This window comes from Alistipes montrealensis, assembly GCF_018362775.1.
GTDB classification, from domain to species: Bacteria; Bacteroidota; Bacteroidia; order Bacteroidales; family Rikenellaceae; genus Alistipes; species Alistipes montrealensis.
Map to the genome: position 1 here is coordinate 136,530 of NZ_JAGYXY010000004.1, position 16,186 is coordinate 152,715.

The 16,186-nt window shown below is 57.9% G+C and carries 14 protein-coding genes and 1 riboswitch; of the genes, 12 read left to right on the forward strand and 2 right to left on the reverse strand.

Going from position 1 to position 16,186, the window contains the following annotated elements; translation table 11 throughout:
- Positions 1-5 precede the first annotated feature (5 nt).
- The 3 genes from KG007_RS09585 to KG007_RS09595 all read left to right on the forward strand — a co-directional run bounded on the left by KG007_RS09585 (position 6) and on the right by KG007_RS09595 (position 6,200).
- Positions 6-2,756, forward strand: a complete 2,751-nt coding sequence (locus tag KG007_RS09585) for a BACON domain-containing protein (protein WP_213348488.1) — start codon at positions 6-8, stop codon at positions 2,754-2,756.
- 11 nt (positions 2,757-2,767) lie between these two features.
- Positions 2,768-3,529 (forward strand): S1/P1 nuclease, encoded by a 762-nt coding sequence (locus KG007_RS09590; RefSeq protein ID WP_249413300.1) that lies wholly within the window; start codon positions 2,768-2,770, stop codon positions 3,527-3,529.
- A 577-nt stretch (positions 3,530-4,106) separates the two neighbouring features.
- Positions 4,107-4,307: riboswitch (cobalamin riboswitch) on the forward strand.
- Between the two features lie 252 nt (positions 4,308-4,559).
- Complete coding sequence (locus KG007_RS09595; RefSeq protein WP_249413301.1) at positions 4,560-6,200, forward strand: PL29 family lyase N-terminal domain-containing protein; 1,641 nt, start codon at positions 4,560-4,562, stop codon at positions 6,198-6,200.
- Between the two features lie 70 nt (positions 6,201-6,270).
- Here KG007_RS09595 and purB read toward each other — a convergent pair whose 3' ends face one another.
- Positions 6,271-7,626 carry an adenylosuccinate lyase gene (gene purB / locus KG007_RS09600; protein WP_213348492.1) on the reverse strand — a complete coding sequence of 452 codons (1,356 nt, stop codon included), beginning with the start codon at positions 7,624-7,626 and terminating at the stop codon, positions 6,271-6,273.
- A 335-nt stretch (positions 7,627-7,961) separates the two neighbouring features.
- Between purB and KG007_RS09605 the strand changes: the two genes are divergently transcribed.
- The 4 genes from KG007_RS09605 (at position 7,962) to gap (ending at position 11,072) form a co-directional block, all read left to right on the forward strand.
- Positions 7,962-8,372 (forward strand): DUF4834 family protein, encoded by a 411-nt coding sequence (locus tag KG007_RS09605; protein WP_213348493.1) that lies wholly within the window; start codon positions 7,962-7,964, stop codon positions 8,370-8,372.
- 1 nt (position 8,373) lies between these two features.
- A complete protein-coding gene (locus tag KG007_RS09610) occupies positions 8,374-9,117 on the forward strand; it encodes an MlaE family ABC transporter permease (protein ID WP_213348495.1) in 744 nt (247 codons plus the stop codon).
- Complete coding sequence (locus tag KG007_RS09615) at positions 9,114-9,869, forward strand: ABC transporter ATP-binding protein (protein ID WP_195461067.1); 756 nt, start codon at positions 9,114-9,116, stop codon at positions 9,867-9,869. The genes KG007_RS09610 and KG007_RS09615 overlap by 4 nt, the downstream gene beginning before the upstream one ends.
- A 186-nt stretch (positions 9,870-10,055) precedes the next feature.
- Positions 10,056-11,072: a type I glyceraldehyde-3-phosphate dehydrogenase gene (gene gap, locus KG007_RS09620; protein ID WP_195461068.1), complete on the forward strand. Its 1,017-nt coding sequence runs from the start codon at positions 10,056-10,058 to the stop codon at positions 11,070-11,072.
- Between the two features lie 460 nt (positions 11,073-11,532).
- Here the strand turns inward: gap and KG007_RS09625 are convergent, their stop codons facing one another.
- Positions 11,533-11,937, reverse strand: a complete 405-nt coding sequence (locus KG007_RS09625; protein WP_195461069.1) for a hypothetical protein — start codon at positions 11,935-11,937, stop codon at positions 11,533-11,535.
- 201 nt (positions 11,938-12,138) lie between these two features.
- Between KG007_RS09625 and KG007_RS09630 the strand changes: the two genes are divergently transcribed.
- The 5 genes from KG007_RS09630 (at position 12,139) to KG007_RS09650 (ending at position 16,171) form a co-directional block, all read left to right on the forward strand.
- The gene (locus KG007_RS09630; protein WP_195461070.1) at positions 12,139-12,735 is read left to right on the forward strand and encodes a YceD family protein; all 597 of its coding nucleotides are present in this window, start codon (positions 12,139-12,141) and stop codon (positions 12,733-12,735) included.
- 42 nt (positions 12,736-12,777) lie between these two features.
- On the forward strand, positions 12,778-12,963 hold the full coding sequence (rpmF, locus tag KG007_RS09635; protein WP_141427982.1) for a 50S ribosomal protein L32: 186 nt from the start codon (positions 12,778-12,780) through the stop codon (positions 12,961-12,963).
- 150 nt (positions 12,964-13,113) lie between these two features.
- Positions 13,114-14,061: a phosphate acyltransferase PlsX gene (gene plsX / locus KG007_RS09640; RefSeq protein ID WP_195461071.1), complete on the forward strand. Its 948-nt coding sequence runs from the start codon at positions 13,114-13,116 to the stop codon at positions 14,059-14,061.
- Between the two features lie 24 nt (positions 14,062-14,085).
- Positions 14,086-15,090: a beta-ketoacyl-ACP synthase III gene (locus tag KG007_RS09645; protein WP_195461072.1), complete on the forward strand. Its 1,005-nt coding sequence runs from the start codon at positions 14,086-14,088 to the stop codon at positions 15,088-15,090.
- Between the two features lie 103 nt (positions 15,091-15,193).
- Positions 15,194-16,171 (forward strand): glycosyl transferase family 90, encoded by a 978-nt coding sequence (locus KG007_RS09650; protein WP_249413302.1) that lies wholly within the window; start codon positions 15,194-15,196, stop codon positions 16,169-16,171.
- The last annotated feature ends 15 nt before the right edge of the window (positions 16,172-16,186 follow it).

A 16,186-nucleotide genomic window follows, 5' to 3' on the forward strand; every position in this document is an offset into this window, starting at 1 on the left:
AGAGCATGAAAAAGTACAGTATATGGCTGTTGGGACTCGCGGCGCTGGTCGCCGGGGCCTGCAGTACGGACCGGACCGGGGATGAGACGCTCGCACTCAGCGCTTCTTCGGTCAGCGCCAACAAGCGTGGAATGACCTACGAAGGCGGCGATGTCACGTTCGATGTCCTGTCGAATGTCTATTGGGTGATCAACCTCGACGAAGATGCCGACTGGCTGACCGTCGCGCCCCGTGCGGCGTACGGCAACCAGACGGTGAAGGTCACCGCGGCCGTGAATCCCGGGGGCAGGCGTTCGACGACGCTTCGGTTCGATTCGCTGGACGGCGTGACCGCACAGATCGAGGTGACGCAGGGTTCCTCCGATGAACTTATCTACTACATCCGCACCGGGGCCGGGGCTTCGGCCGTTGCGGAGCCGGTCGCCGTGGGCGGCTATACGGCGTGGCAACCGGAAGGCGTCGGTGCTTCGGCGGTGGGATTCTCCGGCGTAAACGCTTTCGTGTCGGCCGACACGCCTTCGTCGGGCTACGACGAGGCTTCGGGCGGTAACAATATCGTGCTGGAGGCTCCCGGAGAGGGCCCGGAAACTGTGACACCCTCGTTTTCCGTGCGCGACGTGGCGACCCGGGACGACTCCTATTTCCGCCTGAAGATGGGCGTGCTGGCTCCCGGCGGCGAACTGACGCCCGACCGGTTCCGGGTGCTCGTCGGGAACGGCGGCGACGAACTGATCGCCCTGCAATACGAAGTGATCGACGGCGCAGGCGACTGGAAAGAGGTCCTGGCGCGGTTCTGGGTCGGCGAGGACAATCCCACGCTCGATTTTAAGGTCGAAGCCCCCGCAGGCGGTTACCGCATCGACGACTTCCGCCTTTACGAGGGCAACTTCGGCGAGGGACAGGAGGTTGCTTTCCAGGTCGGCGGCGACGACGGCAAGCCGGAAGGTTACGTCTATTTCGAGGACGATTTTTCGTGGGTGACCGACGTATACGGCGGAACCGATTACATCGGGACGTATCCTACGCCGCTTACGGCAGAAACCTACTGGAACGGCATAACGGCGGCAAGCCACGGGCAGGAGGCCTATAACGCCCTCGTCGGATCGGGGTGGAAGACCGATGACAACAAACTCAAGGAGCGCGTTTACCTGCGTATCGGCTATGTCAAGATGGGGCGCGGTTCCAATGCGGCGGGTTGCGGCGGAGGCCTGGTAAGCCCGACGCTGGACATCCGGAAAAACCGTGCGGCGGATCTCAAGGTTACTTTCAAATGCTGTATTTACGTCGCTGCCAACGGCACGTGGGATCCCTCGACCATGCAGGTGCGGGTGATCGGTCCGGGTACGGTCAACGACGGTGTGTCGACGGAGAAGGTGCTCGTCATGCAGACCGAAACGCCGGTGCAGTGGGAAGAGAAGACGCTGATCGTCTACGGCGCGACCGACGCCACACAACTGGTCTTCGAATCGGTGGAGGAAACCAAGGCCAACCGCTGGTTCCTGGACGACGTGCGGATCGTCAAGGCGGGCCCGGACGACAAACCTTCGGTAGACCTGATACCGCTGGCGGTTCCTGCGGTGACGTTCGACCAGGATGCCGCTACCGAAAGTTCTGTGAAGTTCGCCTGGACCGAGGTCTCGCAGGCCGCGGAGTACGAGTATTCCTACACCTGTCTCAACTGCGGCGAGGTGGTCGCCTCGCGCAGCGGCAAGACGACGGAGCTGTCGGCCGAATTTACCGGACTGATCGCCGGGACTTCGGCCCGCCTGACGGTCCGCGCCCTGCCCGCCGAAGGCGACAAGACCTATAAGGAATCCGCCTGGAGCGATCCCGTCGAGGGCGATGTAAAGTCGTCCGGAGGCGGATTGCCCCAGCTCGCGACGCCTTCCGGCGTGACCGTTTCCGCCAACAGCGCCTATGGTTTCGAGGCTTCCTGGGCCGAGGTGTCCGATGCGACGGATTACACCTATTTTGTGGAACTGCCGAACGGACAGGTGGTCGCTACGGGTAAAACGTGGGAACCCCGTGTACATATCGGCGGGCTGGCCGGGAAGAATTTCGGCAATTACCCCTATTTCAATTTCCGCGTGGTGGCCAACCACATGAACTACAACAGTTCGAAGGTGGAGATTCCGCAGACGTTCCGCTCGTCGGAGCCTTCGGCGGCGGTTCGGGCCGATATTCTTCCTTCGACGGCCACGGTCTACTTCCAGGACGATTTCTCCTGGGCCGATCCCTGGAGCGGCAGTGCCCTGCTGGCGACCAACACCGACTGGATCAACACCTATTGTACGGTGGATACGATGGTGCGCCTCGACCTGCTGGAAAAGGAAGGAACCGTGTCGCTCAACGGCTGGGGTTACGATGCGACCAACAAGAGCGTTTACACCCGTCCGGGGTATATTCACCTCAATTCGTCGTCGGCGTTGGGCAACCTGATCACCCCGGCATTCACCGGCATTACCGGTACGGACGACGTGAAGGTCAGCTTCGACGCCACCTATTTCTTCCAGTATTTCTCCGGTGCGGCCGATACGAACAAAACCCTGACGGCCAGCCTGAAGGGCGCCGGGACCATCGAAGGCGCTTCGGGCGGAATCATTTCGTTCACCTTGTCGCGCGGCAATGCGTGGGAGGGTTTCTCTTTCACGATCACGGGAGCCGATGCTACGACCCGCGTGGTGTTCGCCCCGGCGGTCAAAAGCAAGAACCGCGTGCAGTTCGATAACTTCCGCGCCGAATCGTTAACCCGTTAATTTGAAAGACAATGAAAAACCTGAAACTGTTTTTGTTGAGCCTTATGCTCTGCGCGGCGCTGCCGTCGCAGGCATGGGACCGCACACGCCACGACGCCATTGCGTATATCGCCGAATGCAACCTGACGCCCCGGGCGAAGAGGAATATCGCCCGCTACCTCGACCATTCGATCGTTTACTACGCATCGTGGATGGACAAGTACCGCGATACGCCCGAATTCCGAAACGTCGAGCATGTGAGTTATGTGGATGCCGGCATGCAACTGGTCGACACCCTGCGCAAGGGGAAGACCAATTGCGTCGTCGAACTGATGCGCGCCGTCGACCGGCTGAAAGACTACCGGAATATGAGCGATTCGCTCGTGCGGCTGAACCTGATGTATGTGATCCACATCGTGGGTGACATGCACTGTCCCTCGCATGTCAAATACGCCGGTTGCAAGAGCGGCCGCGCGGACCTCAACGGCAGGAAGATGTCCTACCATGCGATGTGGGACTGGGGTGTGCTGGACGGGGCCCACGGCTGGAGTTACAGCGAGTATCAACAGTTGCTGGACACCTTCTCCAAGCGCGAGAAGGCCGCCATGGCCAAGGGTACGCCCCGTGAATGGCTGCACGAAACCGCCGTCGCGTGCCGGGTGATCTACGATTGGCAGCGGGCCGACGAGACCTACGACAAGCAGTTCGTGCTGGACACCTACCTGCTGCCCGAAAGCCAGTTGATCAAGGCCTCGTACCGCCTGGCTGCGGTGCTCAACGAATTGTTCGGTTAGTAGGAGGACCTCCGGGGACAAAAAAACAGCAGGGAATCTCACGATTGCCTGCTATCCCCGGGAGGTTGCCTTTCGAAACTGATTTTCGGTTGTAAACTGCTAACGACCGCAGGAGCAGGGCAAAGGCTCCGGCGTGTGCGGGATGCTGCGCAGCAGCAGGGTGCTAACGGCACTTCGCGTCCGGTTTCCGGGCAGGCGATGTGCCGTTAGCGCACTGTCGGCCTTCGTGCCGTTCTGCATGCGTGGGGAGGGTTGCTGCGTGAACCGGTTGAAAGGAGTTTTCGGAGGGCCGCGCGGGCACATACAAAAACAGCAGGGAATCTCACGATTGCCTGCTGCCCCCAGGAGGTTGCCCTCCTAAAACTACTAACCCAAACTTAAATAAATGAAGAAACCTCACTGCGGTTGCTGTTCCGCAGTTGACTGGAATAAGTACAAAGCGCGTGCCAGAGTTGCTGCGGTGTCAGTCGGGAAAAGGGCGCATTTTGGTCGAAACGGTCCGGCCTGTTGTGCAGAAGCGGTTTTCGTATCCTGTGCAAATAATCCGCCGGATCGTTTGCATCCTGCCGATAAAAGCCGTACCTTCGCGGTGCAATGGTTTCCCCATGGAGGGGAATTAAAAGGGAATGCCGTGTGAATCGGCAACAGTTCCCGCTGCTGTGAGTCCCGCCCGAAAGGGCATTCTCGTCGCGACAATCTGAGCCACTGGTCCTCCGGGACCGGGAAGGCGTTGCGCCGGGGGACAAGTCAGAAGACCTGCCTTGCGAGATAGGGTGTTTGCTCCTGCGGAGAAAGGGAGCGCCTGAAGTCGTTACCGGCGGTTTTCCGTACGTACTTATTTACTTCAGCCTTCTTTTTCCATTGGGAGCGAACCTCTTCGGACAGACTTTTTTACGGTCGGATGAGGAAGTCGTCGCCATGCTTTGCCGGGTCATTATGCCTGTTTCTGCCTGTGCGGTATCCACCGTGATGTTTGTCCGTTACGGACGAGACAGAACAGATGGAACCATTAACTGAAAAACAAAGCATGATGAAAAAGTTACTTATGATCTGCTCCTGGGCACTGCTCCTAGGCGGCTGCAAGAGCGAATCGGGCCCCTCGGACCCGGACGGAGACAAACCCGTACCCCCTCCCTCGGCTGAACTGTTACAGAAAATCGAAGACCTGAACGCCGGACTGGTCTCGCTGAAAGCGCTGGCTGAAGCCGTGTCGCGTTCGGAAGTGCGGGCGCTGGCCGAGGCCGAAGGCAGCGTGCTGCTTACGTTTCGCGACGGTACGCAGATTACGGTAGCCTGCGATGCGGAGGCCGCGGAGGCGCCGCTGGTGGGCATTGCCGCCGACGGAGACGTTTATTACTGGACGCTGGCCGCGGAGAAGGATACTCCCTGGCTGAAAGATGCCGCCGGAGCGAAAATGCCTGTTTCGGGACCTGTTCCCGTCATGGGGCGCGATGATAAAGGTTTCTGGACCGTGACGACGGATGCCGCTGCAATGCCGTGGCAGATCGTGAACGCCGCCGGAAACCCGATCAAAACCACGGGCGACGAGCGGGTGGCCCTGTTCCGGTCGGTAACGGCCGGGGACGGCAAGGTGGAGATACTGCTGGCGGACGGCGGGACGCTTTCGGCTGCGCAGGTCAACGACCTAAGTGCCGCGGGAACGGCCAACTGCTATGTGGTTCCGGCTCCCGGGAAGTATGTTTTCAATGCCAAAGTGCGCGGAAACGGCGCCGGTGAGGGTGTCGGTTTCGAGCCGGCGATCTCCCTGACGGACGGCATGACGGCCGACTGGCTGTGGACCGATTCCGAGGGGCTTGTTTCGGACGTTGCTTTCGACAAGACCTCCGGCGACATCTCCCTGACGGTCGGCGACGGCAGGGGCAACGCCCTCGTCGCCCTGATGGAAGACGGCGTAATTGTATGGAGCTGGCACGTCTGGGTAACGGATGCCCCGCAGACGATGACCTACAAGAACGGCACGGTGTTCATGGACCGCAACCTGGGCGCCGTGGGCACGACTGTCGGCGGTACGGATGCCTACGGCATGTATTACCAGTGGGGCCGCAAGGACCCGTTCTACGGCGGCAAAAAAGCCGAGGCTTCGGCCAACGCTTTCCTCGAGGCGAAAAACGGCACGGTGCTGAATCCGGCCTATCCTGCCTTGGGCTGGGCTTTCAGCAAAAGCACGACGACGACAGCCGGGGCTGCGGCCAATCCCATGACATTCTATAACAATACGGTCGGAACCGGCTACAACTGGCTCGCCTCGCCGAATCCGAAACTCTGGGGCGAAAGCAAGACGCTCAACGATCCCTGTCCTCCGGGATATAAGGTTCCTAAAACCGATGCCTGGGAAGATATGAGCGCAGGCCGCCAGTATATCGACGGGGTTTCCGTATGGGACGGGGCGAATTACGGCATGACCTACACCCACGAGGGGCAGACGGCCTGGTATCCGGCGCAGGGTTATCGCAATTACAGTTCGGGCGCCATTGTGGGCCTGCGTGCCTCGACCGGCGGTTCGGGCGCTTACTGGTCGGTGGAAGCATCTTCGGTGAAGTCCTATCACCTCTTCTTCCGCAGTAAGTTGTCGAGCGGAACCGGCTCGATCAATATCGAACTGGACAAGGAGCGTTCCTACGGCTACACGGTGCGTTGCTGCAAGGAGTAACGAACCGTTCCGAATAAACAAAGGCAGGACCCGTCGGGTCCTGCCTTTAGTTTTCGGTGTATATGCCGGCCTACCGGAATACACCCGTATAGGTCGAGGGTGAAAGCGCACGCAGTTCCTCTTTGACGCTTTCGGCGACGTTGAGCGTCTCGATGAACGCTGCGATCGACTCGCGGGTGATGTGGGTGTTGGTCCGGGTAAGTGCTTTCAATGCCTCATACGGTTTGGGGAAACCTTCGCGGCGCAGGATGGTCTGGATGCCTTCGGCTACGACGGCCCAGTTGTTCTCGAGGTCGCGCGCCAGCGCTTCGGGGTTGAGGATCACTTTGTTCAGCCCCTTCAGCAACGACAGCAAACCGATCACCGCGTGGGCCATGGGCACGCCGATGTTGCGCAGCACGGTCGAGTCGGTCAGGTCGCGCTGGAGGCGCGAAACGGGCAGTTTCGACGCGAGGTGCTCGAAGACGGCGTTGGCGATGCCGAAGTTCCCTTCGGCGTTCTCGAAGTCGATGGGGTTGACCTTGTGGGGCATGGCGCTCGAACCGACCTCCCCGGCCTTGATCTGCTGCTTGAAGTACTCCATCGAAATGTAGGTCCACATGTCGCGCGAAAGGTCGACGAGAATGGTGTCGATGCGCTTCATGTTATCGAAGATGGCAGCTAGGTTGTCGTAGTGCTCGATCTGCGTGGTGTACTGCGAGCGGCAGAGGCCCAGCGTCTCGCCCACGAACCGGTTGGCGAAAGCCACCCAGTCGTACTGCGGATAGGCTGCGCGGTGGGCGTTGAAGTTGCCCGTGGCGCCGCCGAACTTCGCCGGAACGGCGATGTCGTGGAGCATGGCCAGTTGCTTTTCGATACGCTCGACGAAGACCATGAATTCCTTCCCGAGCGTCGTCGGCGAGGCGGGCTGTCCGTGTGTGCGTGCCAGCATCGGAACTTCGCGCCACTGCTCGGCAAACGACGCCAATTTGTCGCGGACCTCCTCGACGACGGGATAGTAGACGCCTGTCATCGCCTCTTTCAGCGAGAGCGGGATGGCCGTATTGTTGATGTCCTGCGAGGTGAGGCCGAAATGCACGAACTCCTTGTAGGACTCCAGTCCCAGGGTGTCCATTTTCTCCTTGATAATGTACTCGATGGCTTTTACGTCGTGGTTCGTTACCGACTCGATTTCCTTCACCCGCTCGGCGTCGGCGGCCGAGAAATCGAGGTAGAGGGCGCGCAGGGCGGCGAATTTCGAACGGTCGATACCGGCAAGCTGCGGAAGCGGCAGTTCGCACAACGCGATGAAATACTCCACTTCGACGCGGATGCGGTAGCGGATAAGTGCCTGCTCGGAAAAATAATCGGCTAGTTTCTCCGTTTTATTACGGTAACGCCCGTCGACGGGCGAAATGGCTGTGAGAGGGCTCAGGAGAGTTGACATTGTTTTGTTATTTTTTACGTATCGTTTTGTGCGCTGTTTCCGGCGGGGCATCACGGCCGGCGGGCGGGTCTGCAAATCCGATCCGCCTCCGAACCTTCGCCCCGGACAGGGGTTCGTTCCACCGCCTGCGGCGGGAAGTGCGGCCCGGGAGCAAACGGACGATGCCGGGAATTTTCAAACGCCAAATTTACGACATTTAATTGAAATACGCATAATTTTCCCTACCTTTGCAAAGATAAACTTTGCTCGGACAGGCTGCACGCCGGCAGCGTCGGATAAATTTGCCGCTGCGCCCGGCTTGCACTGTCTTTGCAGGGATGTAAACCGAAATCGGAATGAATTTTATACTGGCAATCATCGACTCCCTGGTGAGGTTCGTACAGCGCAATCCGCTGACGACGCTCGTCGTTGTCATACTGGCGCTCGGCGCTCCTGCGCTGCTCAAAGGCATCGCACTGTTTATTTTGTACTTTTTTATGGGACTTATTTTATTGATCGTCGTGCTGATGCTGGCCTTCCGCTGGCGGATCTACAAGGTTCGCAAGCAGATGGAGGAGCAGTTCGGCGAAGGCTTCGGGCAGCGGTCCGGGCCGGAAGGTTTCAGCGGGTTCGGCTCGCCCTTTGCGGAACAGCAGCGCAAACAGCGCGAAGGCGAAGTGAAGGTGCACAAAACCCCGGGAACGCCCGAGAAGCGCGTGTCGAAGGACGTGGGAGACTACGTCGATTTCGAAGAGGAAAAGGAATAGCATGCTGAAAATTTTCGAACTCATAGGGCGCTACTTCATGCTGATGGGAAAGGTCTTTTCCCGTCCGGAGAAGGCTGCGATCTACCGTCGGCGGATCGTCTACGAAATGGAGGTCCTCGGTATCAATTCGATCGGCCTGACGGCACTTATTTCGGTCTTCATCGGTGCGGTCATCACGTTGCAGATGTGCATCAACCTCGATTCGCCGTTCATTCCCCGTTCGCTGGTGGGTTATGCCACGCGCGAGACGATGATCCTCGAATTTTCGTCTGCGGTCGTGGCGCTGATCCTCGCCGGAAAGGTCGGGTCGAGCATTGCCTCGGAGATCGGTACGATGCGCATCACCGAGCAGATCGACGCTCTCGAAATCATGGGCGTCAACTCCGCCTCGTACCTCATTCTCCCGAAGATCGTCGCCGCGATGATCTTCTTTCCCTTCCTGACGATCCTTTCGATCCTGATCGGTATCCTGGGCGGATACCTGATCGCCGCCGCGACGGGCATCATGATCCCCGCCGACTATGTCGACGGCCTTTTGATGGATTTCAAGCCCTATTCGATCACCTACACGCTGATCAAGACCGTCTTTTTCGCCTACATCATCACCTCGATTTCGGCCTTCTACGGCTACAATGCCCGGGGCAATTCGCTCGAAGTCGGTACGGCCTCGACGCGCGCCGTGGTGGCCAGCTGCGTGGTGATCCTGCTTTTCGACCTTATCCTGACACAAGTCCTGCTCATATGATACGCGCCGAACATATCGTCAAGTCGTTCGACGGCCGGGTGGTGCTCGACGACATCTCGGTGGAATTCGAAACCGGGAAAACAAACCTCATCATCGGCCGCAGCGGCTCGGGAAAGACCGTGCTGCTCAAGACGCTGGTGGGACTGCACGAGCCCGATTCGGGCGACGTGTGGTACGATGACGTGAACTTTACCCGGCTGGGTTTCCGCGAACGCAAAGCCATCCGCAAGGATATCGGCATGATTTTCCAGGGCGGGGCCCTGCTGGACTCCTCGACCGTTGTGGAGAATGTCAAACTGCCGCTCGACCTCTTCACTTCGCAGAGCGAGGCGGAGAAGATGGAGCGCGTGAATTTCTGTCTCCAGCGCGTGCGGCTCGACAATGCCAACAACCTTTATCCGGCCGAATTGTCGGGCGGTATGATCAAACGCGTGGCCATTGCCCGCGCTATCGTGATGAATCCCCGTTACCTGTTCTGCGACGAGCCGAACTCGGGCCTCGACCCGCAGACCTCGATCGTCATCGACAACCTGATTCACGAAATCACCGAGGAATACGGCATCACGACGATCATCAATACCCACGACATGAACTCCGTGATGGAGATCGGCGAGAAAATTGTATACATCCACGACGGCCGCAAATGGTGGGAGGGGACGAAGGACGACATCCTGCATGCCGACAACCGCGAACTCAACGATTTCGTCTTCGCTTCGGCCATGGCTAAACGGGCGAAAAAAGCCGTGCAATAGGGGCGGAACCGGCTGTGTGGTCGGGGAAACGACAGCCTGCGGCAGTCCGGGGCGGCCTGAAAAACAGGTGCGTCCGTGGTTCGTAAAAAAATTTAATTTTTTATTTGCGAAAATTGTATAAAGTGTGTACTTTTGTGCTGTTAAAAAAATAACGCAATTTTTTACTAACAAATAATTCAAAATCTTATGGCAACTATTAAAATCGGTATCAACGGCTTCGGTCGTATCGGCCGTCTGGTGTTCCGCGCAGCGTGCAACAACGCAAACGTTGAGGTTGTAGGTATCAACGACCTCGTACCCGTAGACTACATGGCCTACATGCTCAAGTACGACTCGGTTCACGGCCGCTTCAACGGTACGGTTGACTACAACGTAGAGAAGAGCCAGCTGATCGTAAACGGCAAGGCTATCCGCGTGACCGCCGAGAAGGATCCCGCAAACCTGAAGTGGAACGAGGTAGGCGCCGAGTACGTCGTTGAGTCGACGGGTCTGTTCCTGACCAAGGAGAAGGCCGAGGCCCACATCGCAGCAGGAGCCAAGTATGTCGTAATGTCGGCTCCTTCGAAGGACGACACCCCGATGTTCGTATGCGGCGTCAATACCGACAGCTATGCCGGCCAGACGATCGTTTCGAATGCATCGTGCACCACGAACTGCCTTGCTCCGCTTGCCAAGGTTATCAACGACAAGTTCGGTATCGTCGAGGGTCTGATGACGACCGTTCACGCTACCACCGCAACGCAGAAGACTGTCGACGGTCCCTCGATGAAGGACTGGCGCGGCGGCCGTGCTGCCGGCGGCAACATCATCCCTTCGTCGACCGGTGCTGCCAAGGCCGTAGGCAAGGTGATCCCCGCCCTGAACGGCAAACTGACCGGTATGGCATTCCGTGTTCCGACCCTCGACGTTTCGGTAGTCGACCTGACCTGTCGTCTGGAGAAGGGCGCTTCGTACGACGAGATCAAGGCTGCCATGAAGCACGCTGCCGAGAACGAGTTCAAGGGTATCATCGAGTACACCGAGGACGACGTGGTTTCGACCGACTTCACGGGCGACGCCAACACCTCGATCTTCGATGCCAAGGCCGGTATCGCGCTGAACGCCAACTTCGTGAAGCTCGTAGCCTGGTATGACAACGAGTGGGGCTACTCGAACAAGGTTGTGATGCTCATCGAGAAGATGGCTGCATTCAACAACAAATAATCGAGCCATTCGATAAACGGGAGGGAACCTGCAAAGGTTCCCTCTTTTTTTTGCGCCCGGTATTGATGCGGCATTCGCATGAATCGGAGACCGGAATTTCTTCCTGGTTCGTATTTGAAACACCGCTGGACGGTCCGCTGAATGCTCCCGAAGTTTCGGTTCCGGAGGTTGACAGTGACGGCAATCTGACATCGGGGAGTTTTTGCATAGTTCCTTTTGTCCCCGATGAGGTTTATACGGATAACTGGATCCGGATGACGGTTACGGCCGGCCCGGATTTACCGTCCGGTACACAGTATCGGGTGGTTGTAACTCATATTACCTATGACGTTACGGCTCCGTTCGTGTGCTCGCTCCGGAATAATAGTTCGGGGGAAATCGAGCAGGTTCACGGGTGCTGGTATGGAACGCGGCGTCATGGCACTAAGACGGAGGGCTCCTTTTCAGCTGTCGAATAATCTTATTTTCCCGACTCCACCCGCATTTCGACCGAGGCGCCCGACCACTGGTTGATCGCCCGCTTTTCGGTCCGCAGGCGCCGCCCGGCGTAGGAGATGCGCAACTCGATTTCGAAAGGCTTGTTCGCTTCGATGTCGTTGCCCGCGGGCAGCGTATTGGGAATAATATATAGGTAGAGCACGAGGTGGTCGCACGGCATGGTCTCCAGCACCGCGGAGCGGTCTGCGGCGATGCCGTCGGGGCGTTCGGTGAGGTTCGAACCTACGTCGGCCACGTCGGAGGCCGCCGAGGCGAAGCCGATGCGCTGGTTTGCGGCGTCGAAACAGCCGCACATCAGTGCTGCATTGTAGCGCCACCACCCTTCGTAGCGGCTCGTGACTTCGATTGTAAATCCTTTTTCGCTCATATTCTGCCGGGGCTGCGCAGGCGGGATGCCGGGCCGGATTGGCTCCATCGAACGTGCGCAGGCTATTTTTCCGTAAAAATAATACAACTGTCGTGCAACGCCAAATTTATTTGCACCCTGCCGGGCCGGGAGTGCTAAAACTCGTGGTTTTCTTTGCATATGTCTTATTTTTTCGTAACTTTGCGCACTAAATATGCTCAAATGGAGGTAGCTCAGCGATATTCGATTGCTTACAAAGGGCTGAAAAATGGTCGTCACGACTTCCGGTTCGAAGTCGACGAATCGTTGTTCGAGGCCTTCGGGAGCACGGAGATCAAAGACGGACGGTGTGAGGTCTCGGTCGGCATGGACCGCTCGGAGACGCAGCTCATACTCGACGTACGGATCACGGGTTATGTCGTCGTCGAGTGCGACCGTTGCCTGGAGGATTGCCGTGTACCCATCGATTTCGAGGGGCAGCTCGTGGTGAAATTCTCCGACGAGGTGCACGAATACGACGGCGAAGTGATGTGGATGCTGCCGGGCGAGGACCGGGTGGAACTCGCGCAGTACATCTACGAGAGCATCGTGCTGTCGCTGCCCTACCAGCGGGTGCATCCCGACGGGGAGTGCAATCCCGAAATGCTCGAACGCTTCCGGATCGTTTCGGACCGGGAGTTCGCTTCGATCGAAGCTGCGGCCGAGGCCGTAGGGGAACACAATGACGGCGAATGGGCCAAGCTGGCGGCCCTGCGCGAGCAGATGGAAGCCGAAGGCGCGGAGAGCGGCGAGGGAAAAGACCCCGACGCCGCGAAATAAACACGGAAAAGAAACGTTTAAACTTATAAATTATATTTTAAAATGGCACATCCTAAACACAAAGTCTCGTCGACGCGACGCGATAAGCGCAGAACTCACTACAAAGCTGTCGTTCCGACGGTCGTAACCTGCTCGAACTGCGGCGCAGCCGTGCTGTACCACCGCGTATGCCCCGAGTGCGGCTTCTATCGCGGAAAGCTCGCTATCGAGAAGAAAGCTGCCGAATAAATCCGGCGCTCAAAAGAGTGCATCCTCTCGGGGAGTGCCTCTTTTTTAATTTATGAAGGTCTCCTTTCGGCCGTTTGCATCCCAGTTGCGTGTGTTTTCCGGGAGCCGGGGCGGAGCGAGACGAAGATATCAACCAACACTCGTACGAGTATGATAAAGATTGGTGTAGATGCCATGGGCGGCGATTACGCTCCCGAAGCGGCCGTCAAAGGGGCCGTCATGGCACTCGATGCGATTGGGGCGGACAGCCGGATCGTGCTGTTCGGCGATGAACAGAAGATTAAATCCGTACTCGCTTCGGAGGGGTGTCCCGCCGAGCGGTTCGGAATCGTTGCAACCACCGAGGTAATCGAGATGGGCGACCATCCGGCCAAGGCTTTCCAGGCCAAGGCCGATTCGAGCATTACGGTCGGTTTCGGCCATTTGGCAAAAGGCGCTATCGACGGATTCGCAAGCGCCGGTTCGACCGGAGCCATGATGGTCGGTTCGATGTATGCCGTCAAACCGATCGAAGGAGTGGTTCGTCCCACGATTTCGTCCGTCGTTCCTACGGTTGCAGGCTCTCCTGCGCTGTTGCTGGACGTGGGACTGAATGTGGACTGCAAGCCCGAAGTACTGGCGCAGTACGGCCTGATCGGCTCGATTTACGCCGAGGCGGTGCTGGGCATCGAGCGTCCGCGCGTAGCGGTGCTCAACATCGGCGAGGAGGAGACCAAGGGCAACGCCCAGAGCAAGGCCACGTACGAAATGCTGAAGGAGGATAATCGAATCAACTTCGTGGGCAACGTCGAGGCTTCGTATATCTTCTCGGGCAAAGTGGCCGACGTGGTCGTTTGCGACGGATTCGTCGGCAATACGATCCTCAAAATGGCCGAAGGCCTCTACCGCATCAACATGGCCCTGGGCTGCCGCAACGCCTTCTGGGATGCCATGAATTACGAAAATGTGGGCGGAACTCCCGTCCTGGGCGTCAATGCGCCCGTCATCATCGGTCATGGATGCTCTTCGCCCCAGGCCATCAAGAGCATGATCCTCTCGACCGAGCAGGTCATCAAAGCCGATCTGACAGCGAAACTGCAACGTGCGTTTCAAAACTAATCAAAACACGAAAAGCCAAAGCTAATGGGTAAGATAACAGCAGCTATAACAGGTGTAGGGCAATACCTTCCGGAATACATCCTCACCAACGACGAATTAAGCCGGATGGTCGATACCAACGACGAGTGGATCATGTCGCATACGGGAATCAAGACGCGCCATATCCTCAAGGGCGAGGGTGTAGGAAGTTCCTACATGGGCGCCCGTGCGGTCATCAATTTGTTGGATAAGACGGGTGTCGATCCCATGGAGATCGACGTGGTGATTTGCGCTACCGTGACTCCCGATATGTTCTTCCCCTCGACGGGTAACCTGATTGCCGACCAGGCCGGTTGCAAGAATGCCTTCGCATTCGACGTTTCGGCGGCGTGCAGCGGTTTCCTGTTCGCTCTGACCGCCGGTGCTAAGTTCATCGAGGCCGGCACGAGCAAGAAGGTCATCGTCGTCGGCGCCGACAAGATGTCGAGCATTGTCGACTACACCGACCGTTCGACCTGCCCGCTCTTCGGCGACGCCGCCGCCGCTGTACTCCTGGAGGCCAACACGGAAGGTTACGGAGTCGTGGATTCGATCCTGCGTTCCGACGGTTCGGGCGAGATGCAGCTCTACATGAAGGCGGGCGGTTCGCGCTTCCCGGCTTCGATCGAGACGGTGCAGAACAACTGGCATACGATCATGTGGGACGGCCACGCCGTGTTCAAGGCTGCCGTATCGAAGATGTCCGACGTTTCGGTGGAGATGATGGAGCGTCACAACCTCAAGGGCGACGATGTCCGCTACCTGGTTCCCCACCAGGCCAACCTGCGTATCATCGACGCTACGGCGCGCCGTATGGGCATTACCCAGGACAAGTGCATGATCAATATCGACCGCAACGGAAATACCACGGCCGCAACGATCCCGACGTGCCTCTACGATTATGAAGACAAGCTCCGCAAGGGCGACAACCTGATTCTGGCTGCTTTCGGCGGCGGATATACCTGGGGCGCTACCTATGTGAAGTGGGCCTATGACGGCTCGGAAGCATAAACGGGACGATCCCGATAAAAGGCGGAAACGGATGTTTCCGCCTTTTTTTATTCCTGTTCCCGGAATTTTTTTATCTTTGTTGCTTTAAACCGATTGATTGCCGATGAACCGTCTGAACCGTATTTTCCACAACAAGCAGATTAAACTGTTTTGGTTCCTGCGGAGTTTCGGGCGCTATGCGACGCCGAAACGGTTGCTGCAGTCGCGCCTGGAACGTGTGCTTGAAGCGGCCGAGAGCCGTGCCGACTGGGAATATATTTGCCGCCGGGCGGATTATTACAACAAACTCGATCCGGCAGTTGCGGCGTCCTCCCTCGAAGGACTGCATCCGTTGGGAGATCATAAATTCCGCAAGGGCGTCCGGACGGCCTATTTCTTCGATACCTACGAGTTCACCCGTTGGTTCAGCGACAGTTTGCTGTGGAATACCATTCCCGGCGATGTGACGACGGTTCCCGAAGTTCCGTCGATCGTCAAGAGCCGGCCCATCGGGGACGACAATGCCAATTCGGTGCTGCTGAATCTGGACAAAGTCCGCCATTTCATTTTTTTGCGGGACGACATCCCGTTCCGGGAGAAGGCCGACAGGGCTATTTTCCGGCTGGCGATCACGCGCCGTCCCCATCGGGAGCGCTTCATGCGCATGTATTTCGGTTCGGACTGCTGCGATGCCGGGATTTCGACGCCCCGTCCCGAATATCCTGCGGAGTGGGTCAAACCGCATATTTCGATGTACGACCACCTGAAGTACAAGTTTATTCTGGCGATCGAAGGCTATGACGTGGCGACGAACCTCAAGTGGATCATGTCGTCGAACTCGCTGGCTGTGATGCCGCGTCCGACCTACGAAACGTGGTTCATGGAGGGAACGCTCATTCCCGATTATCACTATGTGGAGATCAAGCCCGACTACTCTGACCTGGAAGAGCGGATGCGTTACTATATCGAGCACCCCGCCCAGGCCGAGGCAATCATCGCGCACGCGCACGAGTATATTGCTCAGTTCCGGGACCGTGAGCGCGAAAAACTCATCGCGCTGCTGGTGCTGCGGAACTATTTCCGGCGAACCGGGCAGTGCTGATACGGGTATTTCAGT

What these genes read in the sequence shown, in the direction of transcription:
- KG007_RS09610 (WP_213348495.1), top strand. Translation starts at nt 8,374, where the DNA reads ATGCTGAAAATTTTCGAACTCATAGGGCGCTACTTCATGCTGATGGGA.
- gap (WP_195461068.1), top strand. Translation starts at nt 10,056, where the DNA reads ATGGCAACTATTAAAATCGGTATCAACGGCTTCGGTCGTATCGGCCGT.
- KG007_RS09585 (WP_213348488.1), top strand. Translation starts at nt 6, where the DNA reads ATGAAAAAGTACAGTATATGGCTGTTGGGACTCGCGGCGCTGGTCGCC.
- KG007_RS09615 (WP_195461067.1), top strand. Translation starts at nt 9,114, where the DNA reads ATGATACGCGCCGAACATATCGTCAAGTCGTTCGACGGCCGGGTGGTG.
- KG007_RS09625 (WP_195461069.1), bottom strand. Translation starts at nt 11,937, where the DNA reads ATGAGCGAAAAAGGATTTACAATCGAAGTCACGAGCCGCTACGAAGGG.
- KG007_RS09595 (WP_249413301.1), top strand. Translation starts at nt 4,560, where the DNA reads ATGAAAAAGTTACTTATGATCTGCTCCTGGGCACTGCTCCTAGGCGGC.
- KG007_RS09605 (WP_213348493.1), top strand. Translation starts at nt 7,962, where the DNA reads ATGAATTTTATACTGGCAATCATCGACTCCCTGGTGAGGTTCGTACAG.
- purB (WP_213348492.1), bottom strand. Translation starts at nt 7,626, where the DNA reads ATGTCAACTCTCCTGAGCCCTCTCACAGCCATTTCGCCCGTCGACGGG.
- KG007_RS09645 (WP_195461072.1), top strand. Translation starts at nt 14,086, where the DNA reads ATGGGTAAGATAACAGCAGCTATAACAGGTGTAGGGCAATACCTTCCG.
- KG007_RS09630 (WP_195461070.1), top strand. Translation starts at nt 12,139, where the DNA reads ATGGAGGTAGCTCAGCGATATTCGATTGCTTACAAAGGGCTGAAAAAT.
- KG007_RS09590 (WP_249413300.1), top strand. Translation starts at nt 2,768, where the DNA reads ATGAAAAACCTGAAACTGTTTTTGTTGAGCCTTATGCTCTGCGCGGCG.
- plsX (WP_195461071.1), top strand. Translation starts at nt 13,114, where the DNA reads ATGATAAAGATTGGTGTAGATGCCATGGGCGGCGATTACGCTCCCGAA.
- KG007_RS09650 (WP_249413302.1), top strand. Translation starts at nt 15,194, where the DNA reads ATGAACCGTCTGAACCGTATTTTCCACAACAAGCAGATTAAACTGTTT.
- rpmF (WP_141427982.1), top strand. Translation starts at nt 12,778, where the DNA reads ATGGCACATCCTAAACACAAAGTCTCGTCGACGCGACGCGATAAGCGC.